This window comes from Azospirillum aestuarii (assembly GCF_016632405.1).
GTDB classification, from domain to species: Bacteria; Pseudomonadota; Alphaproteobacteria; order Azospirillales; family Azospirillaceae; genus Azospirillum; species Azospirillum aestuarii.
In genome coordinates this window covers 162,278-178,530 of the sequence record NZ_JAEPIV010000009.1, presented here as the reverse complement: position 1 = coordinate 178,530, position 16,253 = coordinate 162,278, and the positions used below count along the sequence as shown (strand labels likewise).

Annotated in this window: 12 protein-coding genes and 1 pseudogene; 2 read left to right on the top strand and 11 right to left on the bottom strand. The window is 67.1% G+C overall.

Annotation, left to right across the window (positions count from 1 at the left end; all coding sequences use genetic code 11):
* Positions 1–24 precede the first annotated feature (24 nt).
* Positions 25–810 (bottom strand): DUF4384 domain-containing protein, encoded by a 786-nt coding sequence (locus JJL56_RS17705; protein ID WP_200485785.1) that lies wholly within the window; start codon positions 808–810, stop codon positions 25–27.
* A 335-nt stretch (positions 811–1,145) separates the two neighbouring features.
* On the opposite strand from JJL56_RS17705, the gene JJL56_RS17700 reads away from it, so the two are divergent.
* Positions 1,146–2,324: a lysozyme inhibitor LprI family protein gene (locus JJL56_RS17700; protein WP_200485784.1), complete on the top strand. Its 1,179-nt coding sequence runs from the start codon at positions 1,146–1,148 to the stop codon at positions 2,322–2,324.
* A 35-nt stretch (positions 2,325–2,359) separates the two neighbouring features.
* On the opposite strand, the gene JJL56_RS17695 is transcribed toward JJL56_RS17700, so the two are convergent.
* The 8 genes from JJL56_RS17695 to JJL56_RS17660 form a co-directional block, all read right to left on the bottom strand.
* Complete coding sequence (locus JJL56_RS17695) at positions 2,360–3,178, bottom strand: MBL fold metallo-hydrolase (RefSeq protein ID WP_200485783.1); 819 nt, start codon at positions 3,176–3,178, stop codon at positions 2,360–2,362.
* Complete coding sequence (locus JJL56_RS17690; protein ID WP_145626674.1) at positions 3,175–3,972, bottom strand: TatD family hydrolase; 798 nt, start codon at positions 3,970–3,972, stop codon at positions 3,175–3,177. Before JJL56_RS17690 ends, JJL56_RS17695 begins: the two co-directional genes overlap by 4 nt.
* A 6-nt stretch (positions 3,973–3,978) precedes the next feature.
* Positions 3,979–5,529 carry a methionine--tRNA ligase gene (metG, locus tag JJL56_RS17685; protein WP_145626673.1) on the bottom strand — a complete coding sequence of 517 codons (1,551 nt, stop codon included), beginning with the start codon at positions 5,527–5,529 and terminating at the stop codon, positions 3,979–3,981.
* 72 nt (positions 5,530–5,601) lie between these two features.
* Positions 5,602–6,720 carry a DNA polymerase III subunit delta' gene (locus tag JJL56_RS17680; protein WP_200485782.1) on the bottom strand — a complete coding sequence of 373 codons (1,119 nt, stop codon included), beginning with the start codon at positions 6,718–6,720 and terminating at the stop codon, positions 5,602–5,604.
* 1 nt (position 6,721) lies between these two features.
* Positions 6,722–7,354, bottom strand: a complete 633-nt coding sequence (gene tmk / locus JJL56_RS17675) for a dTMP kinase (RefSeq protein ID WP_200485781.1) — start codon at positions 7,352–7,354, stop codon at positions 6,722–6,724.
* A gap of 71 nt (positions 7,355–7,425) precedes the next feature.
* Positions 7,426–8,592 (bottom strand): D-alanyl-D-alanine carboxypeptidase family protein, encoded by a 1,167-nt coding sequence (locus JJL56_RS17670; protein WP_200485780.1) that lies wholly within the window; start codon positions 8,590–8,592, stop codon positions 7,426–7,428.
* Positions 8,593–8,685: 93 nt separating this feature from the next.
* Positions 8,686–9,630 (bottom strand): septal ring lytic transglycosylase RlpA family protein, encoded by a 945-nt coding sequence (locus tag JJL56_RS17665; protein ID WP_200485779.1) that lies wholly within the window; start codon positions 9,628–9,630, stop codon positions 8,686–8,688.
* Between the two features lie 72 nt (positions 9,631–9,702).
* Positions 9,703–10,527, bottom strand: a complete 825-nt coding sequence (locus JJL56_RS17660) for a YdcF family protein (protein ID WP_345772599.1) — start codon at positions 10,525–10,527, stop codon at positions 9,703–9,705.
* 1,078 nt (positions 10,528–11,605) lie between these two features.
* On the opposite strand from JJL56_RS17660, the pseudogene JJL56_RS34185 reads away from it, so the two are divergent.
* Positions 11,606–12,655 (top strand): annotated as a pseudogene (locus tag JJL56_RS34185) (methyl-accepting chemotaxis protein); the annotation flags it as partial.
* Between the two features lie 93 nt (positions 12,656–12,748).
* On the opposite strand, the gene JJL56_RS17650 reads toward JJL56_RS34185, so the two are convergent.
* Positions 12,749–15,400, bottom strand: a complete 2,652-nt coding sequence (locus tag JJL56_RS17650) for a valine--tRNA ligase (protein ID WP_200485776.1) — start codon at positions 15,398–15,400, stop codon at positions 12,749–12,751.
* Positions 15,401–15,456: 56 nt separating this feature from the next.
* Entirely contained in the window at positions 15,457–16,146 is a 690-nt protein-coding gene (locus JJL56_RS33705; RefSeq protein ID WP_145626665.1) for a DUF2497 domain-containing protein, read from the bottom strand.
* Between the last annotated feature and the right edge of the window lie 107 nt (positions 16,147–16,253).

Below are 16,253 nucleotides of genomic sequence, written 5' to 3'. Positions count from 1 at the left end.
CAACAGACGGCATTGCCGAATGTGTCAGGGCGCCTTGGTTTTCAGGAAACGCGCGGTGGCGACGGTGGTCGGTGCGGCGGAATCCAGCGCCTGCTTCAAGGCGGGAAGATAGGATGAAGCCGCCTCGGCTTCGGGGCGAGGAGACGGGAACAGCGGTGTGGGGCTGGCGATCACGACGATCAATTCGTGACCGTATGGCGGCCCGACGCTCCAGAATCGTCCACCGGCGCCGCGTTCACCCAATCGACGAACCGCGCCGGCCTCCACGCGGCCACTGACCTCCAACGGATTGGGCAACAGGTGGATCACGTCGCCGTCCGATGTGAAGTAATCCACCTGCAGATGCGCAGGAAAATCAGGGGCTGCAATATCGAACATCAAGTCCTGGCCGCCCTTGAACGGCGTTCCGGCGGCTTCCGTGAAGCGGATCGACAAGGGTGCCGCAGAGCCGGCGTTGGCGGTCCGGAGCGGGCCGATCAGGGTCAGGGGTTCGCACAGGGCAGGGGACGCACGCTCGACCTCGACAGCAGCCCGCTGGCCGGTAAGAAAGTCCTGGGCGAGCAGCGCAAGACTGTCCGGATCGGTATCGCCTGCCGTGAGCCCGGAGATCGCAACCCGCTGATCCTTGCCGATGGCGACATCCAGTTCGGCGCAATGAAACTCCGACAAGGCCGTCCGCAGCGCCGACAGGTCGGGCACGGTGGGAACCGGTGGGGCGTCCGGCTCGGAAGGCGGCTGTGCGGAGACAGTCTCGCTGTCCGTCGAGCCATCACCGGACGCCGCGCCGGCATGGCCCGCCCAGGCGGTCATAACGACCCCGACAACGGCGGCAAGCAGCGCCGTGGCGCATCGGTGCCGCCATCTCATCGGCCATCTCATCAGCCATGTCATCGGCGTGTGGGCGTCCTTCACCGGAACCTGGCCGTTGGCTATAAACTGCGATTTATGTAGCGTGCATTGTGGGCATCGCCAAGGGTGGAGGGACGGCTCCTGCCGCAGAACATCGATCATATAATCTGTATTATGGAAAATAATATCGGGAAGAAGCGAGCAGGGCATCAATCCGTCCCTTCCGGCGTTCCGGCCGATGGACTATCGTCGCGGCTCGTTCCCGCATTCGTTCCCTTCGATGAGGGTTGCGCTTTATGCCTCGCTCCTCGTGGCTTTTCGGCCCCGCGCTGTCGCTCTGTCTGATCCCGTTCGCCGCGATCGCCCAAACGCCACCCGATTGCGCCAAGCCAGTCGGACGGGCCGACCGGACCATCTGCGCCAGCGTCGATCTGAAAGTCGCCGCCGAGGAGTTGGCCACGCTCCTGCGCGACACGTTGGGAAACACCCCCGCTGACGACCGGGACACCATTGCGCGCGCGCAGAAGGCGTTCCTGACCGAACGTGACGGCACCTGCGCCGACAAGTCCACCATCACGGCCTGCCGAGCTCTGTATGAGACACGCACCGCCGACCTCGCCGCCCAAAACTCGACGGCCCAAAAGAAGCTGGCCGCGGTCGTCGCCGGGATTCCAAAAGACGCCAAGGCCGCCGCCATGGCCCTTCAGCGCTACAACGGTGCGCCGGCAAAGGCATGGCTGGTCTATCTCTACCAAAGCGGTGCGGTGGCGGTGCCCGACAAGGACGCCACGGTGCGCAGGCTGGTAGACGAGATCGTGAACCAAGGTCTTCCCAAAGATCCCTATCTCCTTGAGGAGATGGCGAATCTCGGTGACATTCCAAGCGCGCCGCTGGGCACGTCGCTGCTGTTCCTGCGCCACGTCCTGTCGACCACGGAGATGGACGCGCCCTGCTTCCTATTCACCAAGCATGGACAACCCGCCTTCGAAGCCTTTGGCGCCTTCTGGGGCAACGCGCGCGACGAGACGCCCGGGCTGTGCAACCCACCGTCCTCCCTGTTCGATCTGCCGGAATGGAAAGCCGTCTCCACCCACATGGACCCAGCCATCGAGCCGGCCCTGGTGGAGCGTGGGAGCATCCGCCATGGCTATGAACGCCAGTTCGAGGTGGACGACCTTCAGGCGTCGCTGGTGCCCAGCACGCTTCTCGAAGCACCCATGTCCGCCGAAGCCAAGAAGATGGCCGAGCAGCGCGGGCGGGCCGTGGCCGCTTTTCGATCCTGGGGCGATTTCGACGCTTGGCCGGAGAAGGAGTACCGCGCGGCGGTGCACACCCTTCCTGCGGCCATCACTGCAACATCAAAGCTTTACAGAGAGAAGTTCAAGCTGAATCCCCAAACGGCGGATCAGGCGGCCAAGGCGGCTGCGGACCGTTTCATCGCCGGGCGGCTGGGCCTCATCATGCCGGACGAGTGACCGCCGCCCTGCCCCATCCCGCCATCGCCTGAACTTCAAAGCTCGATGACGAGCCCGTCATAGGCGGGCTCGACACCGGCGGGAAGCAGCCGGCGGAGCGTGTCGTAATCCATGGTCTGGTCCATGTGAGTCAGGAAGGCTCGCTTGGGACGCACCCGCGCGATCCATTCCAGCGTCAGGGCTAGGTGGGCATGGACCGGATGTGGCGGCTCGATCCGGGCGCAGTCGACCACCCACACCTCAACACCTTCCAACGCCGCGAAGGCGTCTTCATCCAACCTCACGACATCGGTCGAATAGGCAAATTTGTCAAAGCGATAGCCGAGAGTTTTCAGATAGCCGTGATCCTGCTCGAACGGCACGATCCGGTGACCGCGCACCTCGAACGGACCTTCCACGGCGCGAGGCGTCAGCACCGGGCGGTAGAAGGGATCGCCGGGGCGCAGGGGCTCGAAGCAATAGCCGAAACGCCGCTCCAGCTCGGCCAGATCATCGGCGCGGCCGTAGGTGTCGATGGGCGCTTGCATGGCCCGGCACAGTTCCCGCAACTCGTCGATGCCGTGGGCATGGTCGGCGTGCTGGTGCGTCCACAGGACGGCGTCAAGCCGCCGCACATCCGCGTTGAGAAGCTGCTGGCGCAGGTCCGGCGAAGTGTCGACCAGGATGCTGACGCCACTGCCCTGTCCGGCCCCAGCTTGCTTCGACTCCTGCCCTTGCTCCCATTCCACCAGGATGGACGGGCGCATCCGCTGGTTTTTGGGGTTCGCCGGGTCACAGGAGCCCCAGCCGAGACCGATCACAGGAACGCCCCGTGATCCGCCGCAGCCGAGGATCGTAACCCGTTGACCGCTCATGCGGCCGCCTGTCGGGGCGTTCCAGCGCGTGGGAACAGGCGGAAGAAATTCTCGGTGGAGATCCGGGCCATGTCCGCCGCGTCCACGCCCTTGACCTCGGCGACGCAGGCGGCAGTGTGGGCGACGTAGGACGGCTCGTTGCGCTTGCCGCGGAACGGCACCGGCGCCAGATATGGCGCGTCCGTCTCCACCAGAATCCGGTCCAGCGGGACGTCCTTCACGATGGCGCGGAGGTCTTCCGACTTCTTGAAGGTGACGATCCCGGACAAGGAGATGTAAAAGCCGAAATCAAGAGCGTCTTCAGCGAGTTGCCGCCCGGAGCTGAAGCAGTGAAGCAACCCGTTGACCGGCTGGCCAGCGGACTCATCGCGGATGATCCGCATGGTGTCGTCGTCGGCGTCGCGGGTGTGCACGATCAGCGGCAGGCCGGTCTCCAGGCTGGCGCGGATGTGCCGGCGGAAACACTCCTGCTGAACGTCGCGCGGGCTCTTGTCGTAGAAGTAATCGAGCCCGGTCTCGCCCAGCCCGATCACCTTCGGGTGCTTCGACAGCGCGACAAGGCGTTCGACGGTCACCCCGGCGATCTCCTCCGCCGCCTGATGCGGATGGACGCCGAGCGAGCACAGGACATCGTCGTAGCGCTCGGCGACCGCCAGGATGCGGTCGAAGCGCGACAGGTAGGTGCAGATGGTCACCATCCGCCCCACCCCCGCCTGCCGGGCGCGGTCGACGACCGCGTCCAGTTCCTCGGCGAAATCGGGAAAGTCGAGATGGCAGTGGCTATCGACCAGCATCGTTCGTCAGCTCTTCGCTTCGTCCACATAGCGCGGGAACACGCCCTGCGGCGTGGGCAGCGGCGTGCCGGGAACCAGCGCCCCGCCCGCCCCCAGCCGGTCGAACCCGCGGGCGTCCGGCCCCTGCGCCAGCTGGTCCAGGATCTTGGCCGAGGCTTCCGGCATGATCGGCTGGGTCAGGATGGCGAGGTGGCGGATGGTCTCGGCCAGCACGTACAGCACCGTGGCCATGCGCGCCGGATCGGTCTTCTTCAGCGCCCAGGGGGCCTGTTCGTCCACATAGCGGTTGCCGTCGCCGATCACCGCCCAGATGGCGTCCAGCGCCTTGTGGAAGGACTGCGACTGGATTTCCGCACGGACGATCGGCAGCAGGTTGCGGGCGGCGCCGAGCAGCGCGTTGTCGGCCTCCGTGAAGGCGCCCGGCTGCGGCACGGCGGCCCCGCAATTCTTGCCGATCATCGACAGGGAGCGCTGGACGAGGTTCCCGTAATCGTTGGCGAGGTTGCCGTTGATCCGCTGCACCATCTGCTTGTGCGAGAAGTCGCCGTCGTTGCCGAAGGGAACCTCGCGCAGCAAGAAGTAGCGGGTCTGGTCCAGGCCGTAGGTGTTGACCAGCGTCTCCGGCGCGATGACGTTGCCCAGCGACTTGGACATCTTCTGGCCTTCGATGGTCCACCAGCCATGCGCGAAGACGCGCTTCGGCGGGGCCAGCTTGGCGGCCATCAGGAAGGCCGGCCAGTAGACGGCGTGGAAGCGCAGGATGTCCTTACCGACCATGTGCAGGTTGGCCGGCCAGTATTTGGCGTACTCGCCGCTCTCGTCCGGGAAGCCGACCGCGGTGATGTAGTTGGCCAGGGCGTCCAGCCAGACATACATGATGTGGTCGGGGTTGCCGGGAACCGGGATGCCCCACTTGAAGGTGGTGCGGCTGACCGACAGGTCCTTCAGTCCCGACTTCACGAAGGCGACGACCTCGTTGCGCTTGCCGGCCGGGGCAATGAAATCCGGGTTCTGCTCGTAGAACTCCAGCAGACGGTCCTGCCAGGCCGAGAGGCGGAAGAAGTAGGACGGCTCCTCCACCCATTCGCACTCGGCACCGGTCGGGGCGATCTTCTTGCCGGCGGGCGAGGTCGTCAGCTCGTCCTCGCCGTAGAAGGCCTCGTCGCGCACCGAGTACCAGCCGGCGTAGCTGCCGAGATAGATCTCGCCGGCCGATTCCAGACGGCGCCACAGCTCCTGCACCGACGCGATGTGCCGCGGCTCGGTCGTGCGGATGAAGTCGTCGTTGGAGAAGTTCATCAGCGAGACGAGGTCGCGGAAGTTCTTCGACACGCGGTCGGTGAACTCCTGCGGCGCGATGCCGGCGTTCATGGCGGATTTCTCCACCTTCTGGCCGTGCTCGTCGGTGCCGGTGAGGAACTTCACGTCATAGCCGTCCAGCCGCATGAAGCGGGCCAGCACGTCGCAGGCGAGCGTGGTGTACGCATGCCCGATGTGGGGCACGTCGTTCACGTAGTAGATCGGAGTCGTCAGGTAGAAGGTCTTCGACCCGGTCATGGCAGAGGCTCTCCCGAGAATGCGCCGGCCCGGCGCGTCGCCGGCCCGGGTGGGCGTGGTGTGTCGTCCGTGTTAATTAGCAGCCGCTTCCAGCGTCGCCAAGGCGTTCAGGACCACCTGCTTGCGGTCGAGATTGGCGGATTCCGCACGGGCGAAGTGGCGTTGGACCTTTTCCCACACCTCCACCCAACGTTCAAGGCCGCGGGCGTTGGCCAGACGGGTCATCAAGGCGGCCTCCCCGGCCACAACCTCGGCCGGCCACGCGCCACGCGCCAGCGACCGGACGAAGCGGGCCAGCCACCAGACGAGCAGGTCGGTGGCCGTCTCGTAGAGCCCGTCGTCCTGCTTGCGGGTCAGCTTGTCGCCGAAGGCGTGGGCGGCGGTGATGTCCAGCCGCGGCAAGGTGCCGAGCAACCCGATCAGTTCCCGGTACAGGTCGAGCCCGCCGGCCTCGGCCAGCCCGATGGCCCGCCCGATGCTGCCCTCCGCCAGCCGGGCGAGCGCCGCCCGGTCCTCGCCACCGAGGTCCGGACGATGCTGGGCCAACAGGTTGAGAACCGTTTCCTCAGGAAGTGGTTGAAGCGTCAGCTTGCGGCAGCGCGAGCGGATGGTGGGCAGCATGCCGCCGGGGTTGTCGCTGACAAGCAGCAGCAGAGCGCCGGTTGGCGGCTCCTCCAAAATCTTAAGAATAGCATTCAAGCCGCTGAGATTCATACGGTCAGCGCCGTCGATCACGGCGACACGCCAACCGCCTTCGGCGGCGGTCTTGCGCAGGAAGGGGCCGATCTTGCGCACGTCGTCCACGGCGATGTCGCGCTTCAGCCGGTCGCGCTTCTCGTCGCGCTGGCGTTCCACGGTCAGCAGGTCGGCATGACCGCCCGAGGCCACGCGCCGGAAAACCGGGACGTCCGGAGACAGCGCCAAAGAGGCGGGCGGTGGCGGGGCGCCGAACAGGCCGGTGTCCGGCGGCTCGTGCCCTTGGGATAGGACGAAGCGGGCGAAGCGGAAGGCCAGCGTCGCCTTTCCGATTCCCGGCGGACCGCCGATCAGCCAGGCGTGCGGCAGCCGTCCGGAATTCCAGGCGTCGAGCAGCAAACGCTCGGCGTCCTCATGACCGGTCAGCTGGGGATTGCGGCGCGGGGCGAGGGCGTCCTCCTCCGCGACCGGCTCGGGCGCGCGGGCGCGGCTCACCTCAGGACGCTCCCAGGCGACGGGTCACATGGTCGAGAATGGCCGCCTGGACCGCTTCGACGGGGTGGCCAGCGTCGACGACCGCGCAGCGCTCCGGCTCGCGTGCGGCGATGTCGAGGAAGCCCTCGCGCAGGCGGTGGTGGAAGGCGACGTCCATGCGCTCATAGCGGTCCTCCCCGCCGCGGCGGGCGGCGGCGCGGGCCAGCCCGTCCTCCACCGGCAAGTCGAGGATCAGCGTCAGGTCGGGCCGAAAGTCGCCCAGGGCCGCAGTTTGGAGCGTGGCGACCAGCTCGCGCCCCAGCCCCAGCCCATAGCCCTGATAAGCCATCGTGCTGTCGAAGAAGCGGTCGCAGATGACCCAGTGGCCGGCTTCCAGCGCCGGCCAGACGGTGCGCTCCAGATGGTCGCGGCGGGCGGCGGTGTGCAGCAGCGCCTCGGTCACCGGCCCCCAGCGTCCGGTTTCCCCGGCCACCAGAAGGCCGCGGATCTCCTCCGCGCCCGGCGAGCCGCCGGGCTCGCGGGTCACCACGACCCGCTTCTCCCATTTGACGAGCGCGTCGGCGAGCAGGCGGATCTGGGTGGTCTTGCCCGCCCCCTCGCCGCCCTCCAGCGTGATGAACCGCCCGCGCGTCATGGTCTGCTCCCGATGGTGATGAGGCCCGCCGCGTTCCGGATTTCCGGCGGTGACGGGCCGGCTTACACCAATCAGCTCGCCCCGAAAATGAGGAACTTCGCCGCCGCCAGGGCGCGGCCGACGAAGCCCAGCTTCTCCACGTCCTGGGCGGCGACCACCGGGAACTCCTTGCCCGGGAAGCCCGGCGCCGACACCACCACCTTGCCGACCACGTCGCCCTTCTTCACCGGCGCGGCGACCGGCGCGTTGCTTACCAGCGACACCTTCATGCCGCCGCGGTCGGCGCGGGCCATGGTGACCTTCATGTCCTCCGGCACGGTGACCGGAACGGCGTCCTGCGCGCCCAGCCAGAGCGGCACCTGATCGACCGTCTCGCCCGCCTTGAACAGGGCGTAGGTGGCGAATTCGCGGAAGCCCCACTCAATCAGCCGGGCCGATTCGTCGGCACGGGCCTGCATGCTCGGCAGGCCGTTGACAACCAGGATGAGCCGGCGCCCTTCCCGCTCCGCCGAGGCGGTCAGGCCGTAGCCGCCGGCCTCGGTGTGGCCGGTCTTCATGCCGTCCACATCCATGCCGCGGTAGAGCAGCGGGTTGCGGTTGCCCTGGTTGATGCCGTGGTACTTGAACTCCCGGATCGAGTAATAGTGGTAGTATTCCGGGAAATCCTTGATCAGATGCTCGGCCAGGATCGCGAGATCGCGGGCGGTCATGTAGTGATTCGGGTCTGGCCAGCCCGTCGCGTTGGTCAGGTTGGTGTCCTTCAGCCCCAAATCACGGGCGCGCTTGTTCATGCGCTCGGCGAAGGCCGATTCCGAGCCGGCGAGACCTTCGGCGAAAACGATGCAGGCGTCGTTGCCCGACTGCACGATCACGCCCTTGATGAGGTCGTCCACCTTGATGTTGTTGTGCAGCTCCACGAACATCTTGGAGCCCTGCATCCGCCACGCGCGTTCCGACACCGGCAGCGTGCTGTCCAGCGTCAGACGGCCTTCCTTGATCGCGTCGAAGACCATGTACATCGTCATGATCTTGCTCATCGAGGACGGTGCCATGCGCTGATCCGGGCTCTTCTCGAACAGCACGGTGTTCGAGGTGATATCGACCAGGATCGCCTGCTTGGCGATGGTTTCGATGCTGGCGGCGTGAGCCACCGGCCCCACCCCCGCCGCGAACAGCGCGACCGCAAGGCCCATGGCGAAACGGGTGCGGGCAACGCGGGTGCGGACGACAGCGACCATGACAACTCCCTTCGAAACGCGGACTGGACAAGACGTGAAACGGAACGAGGCCCGGTGCCGGGCCAAGCTTGGACTGGGCTCGCTCGCGGGTGATCAATCAACCACGATTTTGGCGTCGGTAAGGCCGGCTTGGAGGATCTGGTTCAAAACGGCGTCGGCGGACTCCACGCTGGCCAGCGGCCCCACCCTCACCCGCTGAAGACGCTGCCGCCCCGCGACCGTCTGGGTGACCTGCGCCTGTTGGCCGAGCGAGGCCAGACGGGCGCGCACGCGGGTGACGTTGTCCTGGCTGCCGAAGGCGCCGACCTGGACGTAGATCTGCTCATAGGGCTTCACCGGAAGCTCGGCGACCACCGGGGCCGGAACGAAGCGACCGTCGACCATGTCGCCGGCCACCGTCGTGGGCGGCGGCACCGGGGCGCGGGTGACCGCGGCGGGAGTCGGACGGGCGACGCCGCCGACCTCCACCGAACCGCGCGGGGCGGCCTTCGGCGGCGGGCCGTCCAGTTCCGCCAGCATCGGCGCCGGCGTGCCCTGGCGGGCCGCGGCGGCGACCGCGCGGCTTTCCTCGGCCAGAATCTGCACGCGCACCTTGGCCGTGCCCGTGCCTTCGAACCCCAGCAATTGCGCGCCGCGCCGCGACATGTCGATGATTCGCCCGTTGGCGTAGGGGCCGCGGTCGTTGATGCGAACAACCAGCGACCGGCCGTTGTCGAGATTGGTGACGCGCACGAGGCTTGGCATGGGCAAGGTCTTGTGCGCGGCCGTCAGCTCATTTTGGTCGTAAACCTCGCCGTTGGCGGTGACCTTTTGGTGGAATCCCGGCCCATACCAGGAGGCGATCCCGGTTTCACTGTAGGAGTAATCCTCGGCGGGGTAATACCAGACGCCGTTGACCTGATAAGGCTTGCCGACCTTGTAGACGCCGCTACGCGGCAGTCCGGAGGAGGATGGCGCGGGCGGCGCGGACGCGCAGGCGGCGAGCGTCAGCGCCCCTGCGAGCACTACCGCCCCCCTCAGCATATGCGCGCGTCGCATGGCCCCACCCCGCTAAATCTGGTGGCGCCACTCTAGCCGAGTTACCTCTCCGCGCCAACCGCGCAACACCCGTCAGGAGCCCGCCTGCGCTGCAGCGCGGTCATGGGCGGGCCCCGGAAACAGCGAATCGGTCCGCCCCATCAGGCGGTAGGCGACGAGGCCGACCCATTCGCGGACCGGGTCCTGGAGCGCGTCGATCTGCTTGTCGAACTCGAACCGGACGAAAGGCCGTCCGCCGAAGCGCGTGCGGTAATCGACCGGATAGGGAATGACGTCCCAACCAACCTGCCGGAAGATGCCAACCGACCGCGGCATGTGCATCGCCGAGGTCACGAGGACCCAGGTCTCCCCCGGCTTCGGCCGGACCAGCCGCTGGCTGAACAGGGCGTTCTCCCAGGTGTTGCGGGACTCGTTCTCGTAGGTCACGCGGTCCGGGTCGATTCCGACCTGCCGTAGGGCGCCGCGCACCGCGATGTCCTCGCGCAGTTCCAGGGCGTCCTGCCCGGCCAGACGCCCCGAGCCGCCGGTGAAGACCGCATGGGCCTGGGGATATCGGCGGATCAGCTCGGCAAAGCCCAGGACACGCTCCGCCGCGTCGTTGACGGACGGCTCGCCGCGATCGCGGGTGATCGGTGGGTTCACCGCCCCGCCCAGCATGATGATGCCGTCCACCCGCTCCGGCAACTCGGGGCGGGGAAAACGCTCTTCCAGCGGCAGCGCGACCCACGAGGCGATCGGCGTGACCATGACGACCACGAAGCCCACGGTCACCGCCACGACCAGCCGCCGCCCCCAGTGGGCCAGACGGCGGGTGAACAGCAGCGCCGTTCCGGCGGAGAGGATCAGCACGAGCAGATTGCCCGGCGAAACCAGGAGCCACAGCAGCTTCGACAGCACGAAGGACAACAGCCGACCTCCCCTTTCGATTTTCAGCGGTTTGTAGATACGGACGCTCACCCGCGATGCCCAGGGGGCGACGGCACGGTAACGAATCCGCCATCAATCCGTAACAGCGGCGTCTTCGGCGGCGGGTAAGGTCCGCGGCGCAACCAAGGATTTCCCGCATATGCTGTCGAACATTTCCATCGGCACGCGAATCGCGCTGCTGGTCGCCGCGTCCGTGGTCACCTTGGGCCTTCTGGGCGGGACGGTCACCGTCGGCGCCCAGCGCATGTTCGAGGCGACCGCGGAGTTGGACCAGTTCCGCGACGCCTACGAGCACACCGCCGCCATCGAGCGCCGGGCCAGCCGCCTGCGCTTCCAGGCGCTGCGCTTCGTGGCTGACCGGGACGAGGCGGCGGCCGAGGCCTTCGCGAAGAATGCGGAGGATGCCTCGCGCCTGCTGGACAATATCAAGGAGCGCGGTGCCGAACGCCTGCCCCAGGATGAGTTGGACCACCTGTCGCAGGGCATCGGCACGCTGAAGGAGCGGTTCTCGTCGGTCGTCGCACGAGCGAAGGAACTGGGGCTGTCCGACGACAGCGGCCTGCGTGGAGTGTTGCGCGCCTCGGCCCGCGCCATCGAGGACGAGTTGAAGCAGTGGCCGAACGCCGACAAGCTGACCGGCCGCATGGAGTCCATGCGGAAGATGGAGAAGGACTTCATCATCTACAGCGACGAATCGCTGCTGTCCGGCCACCGCAAGGCCTTCAACGAATTCACCTTCTTTCTGGCCGATTCGGGCCTGGACACGGCCACCCAGACCAAGCTGGAGAAGCAGGCCCGCACCTATCGCACCGACCTCGGCCGCTTCGTCGACGCCACCAAGGCCTTCCGGGCCGAGGTGCAGACCTTCAACGATGCCTTCCAGGCGATGGTGCCGCGTTTCGAGGCCCTTCTGGAGTCGGCCAACGCCGGCATGGCCGGGGCGGTGGAGACGCAGAACCGGGTGCGCGGCGAGGTGATCGCCAACGTGCTCCAGGTCGGCTCCGTCCTGCTGGTCGGCTTCGCGATCATCAGTCTGCTCGTCGCCCGCAGCATCACCCGGCCCCTGCGGCTCATCGAGGGCGTGATGGAGCGGTTGGCAGGCGGCGACCGGACGGCCACCGTGCCGGAGACCGGGCGGCGCGATGAGATCGGCGCGATGGCCCGCGCTGTCAGCGTGTTCAAGGAGAATCTTCAGCGCACGCATGAGCTGGAGCAGGAGTCCCGCCGGGCCGAACGGCGGGCGGAGGAGGAGCGGGAAAACGCACTCCGCGCCATTGCCCATGACTTCGATTCGGCTTTCGGGCGGGTGCTGCACACGGTCAGCCACGCCGCCGATCAGATCCGCAACGGCGCGCACATCCTGCGCGACACCGCGGAGAAGATGAAGGAGCAGGCGCTCGACACGTCGGAGAAGGCGGAGCAGACCTCCGAGGTCGTCGGCATCGTCAACAACGTGTCGCGCACCCTCTCCGCCTCCATCGGTGAGATCGGCGGGCGGGTGACCACCTCCAGCACGGCCATCCGTCGCGCCGTGGATCACGCCCGGCAGAGCGACTCGGCGGTGGCCGCGCTGGCCGACAGCTCGCAGCGTATCGGCGAGATCGTCCGGTTGATCAACGACATCGCCGGGCAGACAAACCTGTTGGCCCTGAACGCCACCATCGAGGCCGCCCGCGCGGGAGAGGCCGGCAAGGGCTTCGCCGTCGTTGCGTCGGAGGTGAAGGTGCTGGCCAACCAGACCGCCAAGGCGACCGAGGACATCGCCGGTCAGGTCGGCGCCATCCAGGAGGCCACCGGCTCCGTCGTCGAGGCGATCCGGGCCATCCGCACCACCGTGGAAGAGGTCGCCCACCTGTCGGAAGACGTGTCCGCCGCCGTGCGCGACCAGCTTGAGCAGACCGAGGAGATCGTCGGCGCGGTGGGCCGGGCCAACGACAACACCCACGAGGTGACCGAAAGCGTCAGCACCATGGCGATCACCGCCGCGGAAACCGGCAAGTCGGCCATCGAGATGATCTACTCCGCCGCGCAGCTGGCGGACGAGCTCCGGCAGCTCGAAGCCGACGCCGACCGGTTCGTGTCCTCCATCAAGATTTGAGGCATCAGGCCGTCAGGCATTCTTCAGACAAAGAGAAAGGGCAGGAGCCGAAGCCCCTGCCCTTTCTCGTTTTCGGGGCGTGGATGACCGGCCTTACGCGGCCAGCATCTCCAGCGCCTTCTGCAGCTTGTCGCGGGCCTGCTCCGCGGTGTCGCGGCGGTCGCGCTGCTCCTCGATCACCTCTTCCGGCGCCTTGGCGACGAACTGCTCGTTCGACAACTTGGCGTCGATCTTCTTGATCTCGCCGGACAGCTTCTCGATCTCCTTGGTCAGGCGCGCCCGCTCCTTGTCGAGGTCGACGATGCCCTCCAGCGGCAGGATCAGCGTGGCCTCGTCGAGCACGGCCTGGACGGCGCTCTTCGGCACCGGGCCGGACAGCGGCTCGGCGCTGGCCAGACGGCCCATGCGCAGGATCAGGTCGCGGTGCGTGTCCAGCCGCTTCAGGCTCTCCGGACCGGCGTCCTTCAGCTTCAGCTCGATCTGTGCCGCGGGCGGGACGTTCATCTCCGACCGCATGGAGCGGACCGAGGAGATCGTCCGAACCACCCAGTCCATCTCGTCGCGGGCGGCGGGGTCGATCAGCTCCGCGCCGTGCTCCGGCCAATGGGCGGAGATCAGGCGGTTCGCCCGGTCGCCCGAAAGCTGCTCCCACAGCTCCTCCGTGATGAAGGGCATCAGCGGATGCAGCATGTGCAGGATCTCGTCCAGTACCCAGGCGGTGGTCGCCCGCGTCTCGGCGATGGCCGCCTCGTCCGCGCCGTTCAGGATCGGCTTGGTGAACTCCAGGTACCAGTCGCAGAAGGTGCCCCAGGTGAAAGCGTAGGCGGTGTTGGCGGCCTCGTTGAACTTGTACGCCTCGATGGACTCGCCGACTTTCTTCGCCGCCTCCGCCAGGGCGCCGACGATCCAGCGGTTCACCGTCTGGGTCAGTCCGACCGGCTTGAAGCCGGGGATCGGGGCCACCCCGTTCATCTGGGTGTAGCGCGCCGCGTTCCACAGCTTCGTCGCGAAGTTGCGGTAGCCCTCGACGCGGCTGACCGCCAGCTTGATGTCGCGGCCCTGGGCGGCCATGGCCGTCAGGGTGAAGCGCAGGGCGTCGGTGCCGTACTGGTCGATCAGGTCCAGCGGGTCGATCACGTTGCCCTTGGACTTCGACATCTTCTGGCCCTTTTCGTCGCGGACCAGGGCGTGGATGTAGACCGTCCGGAAGGGCACGTCCTTCATGAAGTGCAGGCCCATCATCATCATCCGGGCGACCCAGAAGAAGATGATGTCGAAGCCCGTCACCAGCACGTCGGTCGGGTAATAGCGCGCCAGTTCCGGAGTCTCATCCGGCCAGCCCAGCGTGGAGAAGGGCCACAGGGCCGACGAGAACCAGGTGTCCAGCACATCCTGGTCGCGGGTCAGTTCCACGTCCTTGCCGTAGTGGGCCTTGGCCGCGGCGATGGCCGCCTCTTCGGTCTCCTCGACGAAGAAATGGCCGTCCGGACCGTACCAGGCGGGAATTTGATGGCCCCACCAGATCTGGCGGCTGATGCACCAGGGCTGGATGTTGCGCATCCATTCGAAATAGGTGTTCTCCCACTGCTTGGGGACGAACACGGTCTTGCCGGTCTCCACCGCCTCGATGGCCGGTTTGGCGAGCGTGGCGGCGTCCACGTACCACTGGTCGGTCAGCCAAGGCTCGATGGCGACGCCGGAGCGGTCGCCGTGCGGCACCATGTGGGTGTGCGGCTCGATCGTCTCCAGCAGGCCCAGCGCCTCCAGCTCGGCCACGACCTTCTTGCGCGCCTCGTAGCGGTCGAGCCCGCGGTAGGCCTCGGGAACCTCGTCGCCCGTGATGCGGGCGTCGCGGTCCATGATGTTGATGGCCGCAAGGTTGTTGCGCCGCCCGACCTCGAAGTCGTTGAAGTCGTGGGCCGGGGTGATCTTCACGGCACCCGAGCCGGTTTCCGGATCGGCGTACTCGTCACCGACGATGGGAATCCGACGGCCGACCAGCGGCAGGACGACATTCTTGCCGATCAAGTCTTTGTAGCGCTCGTCCTCCGGATGCACGGCGACGCCGGTGTCGCCGAGCATCGTCTCGGGGCGCGTGGTGGCGACCACGATGAAGCGATCCGCCTCCCCTTCGATCGGGTAGCGGAAGTGCCAGAGGTTGCCCTTGATCTCCTTCTGCTCGACCTCGAGGTCGGAGATGGCGGTGTGCAGCTTGGGGTCCCAGTTGACCAGCCGCTTGTCCTTGTAGATCAGGCCCTGCTTGTGCAGTTCCACGAACACCTTGCGGACGGCGCGGCTCAACCCCTCGTCCATGGTGAAGCGCTCGCGCGGCCAGTCGGGCGAGGCGCCCAGCCGGCGGAGCTGGCGGGTGATGGTTCCGCCCGATTCGGCCTTCCACTCCCACACCTTGTCGATGAAGGCGTCGCGGCCGAAGTCGTGGCGCGTCTTGCCGTCCTTGGCGAGGTTCCGTTCCACGACCATCTGGGTCGCGATGCCGGCGTGATCGGTACCCGGCTGCCACAGAGCGTCGCGCCCGCGCATCCGGTTGTAGCGGGTCAGAACGTCCTGGAGCGTGAAGGTCAGCGCATGGCCCATGTGCAGGCTGCCGGTCACGTTCGGCGGCGGCATCATGATGGTGTAGGGCTTGCCGTTCGACTCGGTCTTCGCCGCGAACGCGCCCGACTCTTCCCACAGCCGGTAGTGCTTTTCCTCGACCTCGGCGGGCCGGTACGTCTTTTCCAACATCACCAGGAACTTTCGCTTACGAATTCAAACGGAATGCGTGGCGGGCGTGACGCCGCTCAGAATTTCTGGGAGCGCCGGATCATCCGGTCGATTTCCTGCTGGACCAGCCGCTCGACGATGGTCGGCAGATTCTCGTCCAGCCACTCCTTCAGCAGCGGCTTCAACAGCTCGCGGACGACCTCCTCCACGGTGCGGACGCCGACGGGCATCGGGCCGATGGACAGGTCGTCGCCGAGCTGGCGCGCCAGATGCGTGAAATGGTGGGACGATTCCTCGGCCACCCGGCGGGAGATCAGCCCGTCGTCGAGACCCGACGCACGGACACGCGGTCGCGGCGGGGGCGGCTCGTCGTCGTCGAAATCGTCGAAGGCCGGCGCCGGACGTTTCGCGGCCGGCCGCGGCGGCGGGGGCGGCGGTTCGGGGTCCGGCGCATGATACGCCGGCTCCGGGTCGGCCATGCCGCCGAAGGATGGCTCGTCGCGCCACGGATCGGGCTCCGGCTCGTCGGGCTCGTCCCTCCCCTCGTCCTGGAGCATCTGGGTGAGTTCCAGAACGTCATCGTCATCGTCGTCGTCCATGGGAGGGGGCGGCGGCGGCGGAGGAGGCGGTGGTGGCGGTGGAGGAGGTGGGGGCGGCGGAGGGGGCGCCGCTTCCGCCTTCGCGGGTTCGCCATCCTCCGAGATGATGCGGCGGATGGAGGCGAGGATCTCCTCCATCGACGGTTCTTGCTGGCCTTTATCGCTCATCGTGGCAAACCCGGGGACGTCATCCTGACGCGGACACTAGGGCAGGACTGGGTAAAAAGCCACCAGACAAAAACGGCCCGCCGAGGCGGGCCGTTTCGATCATCCGG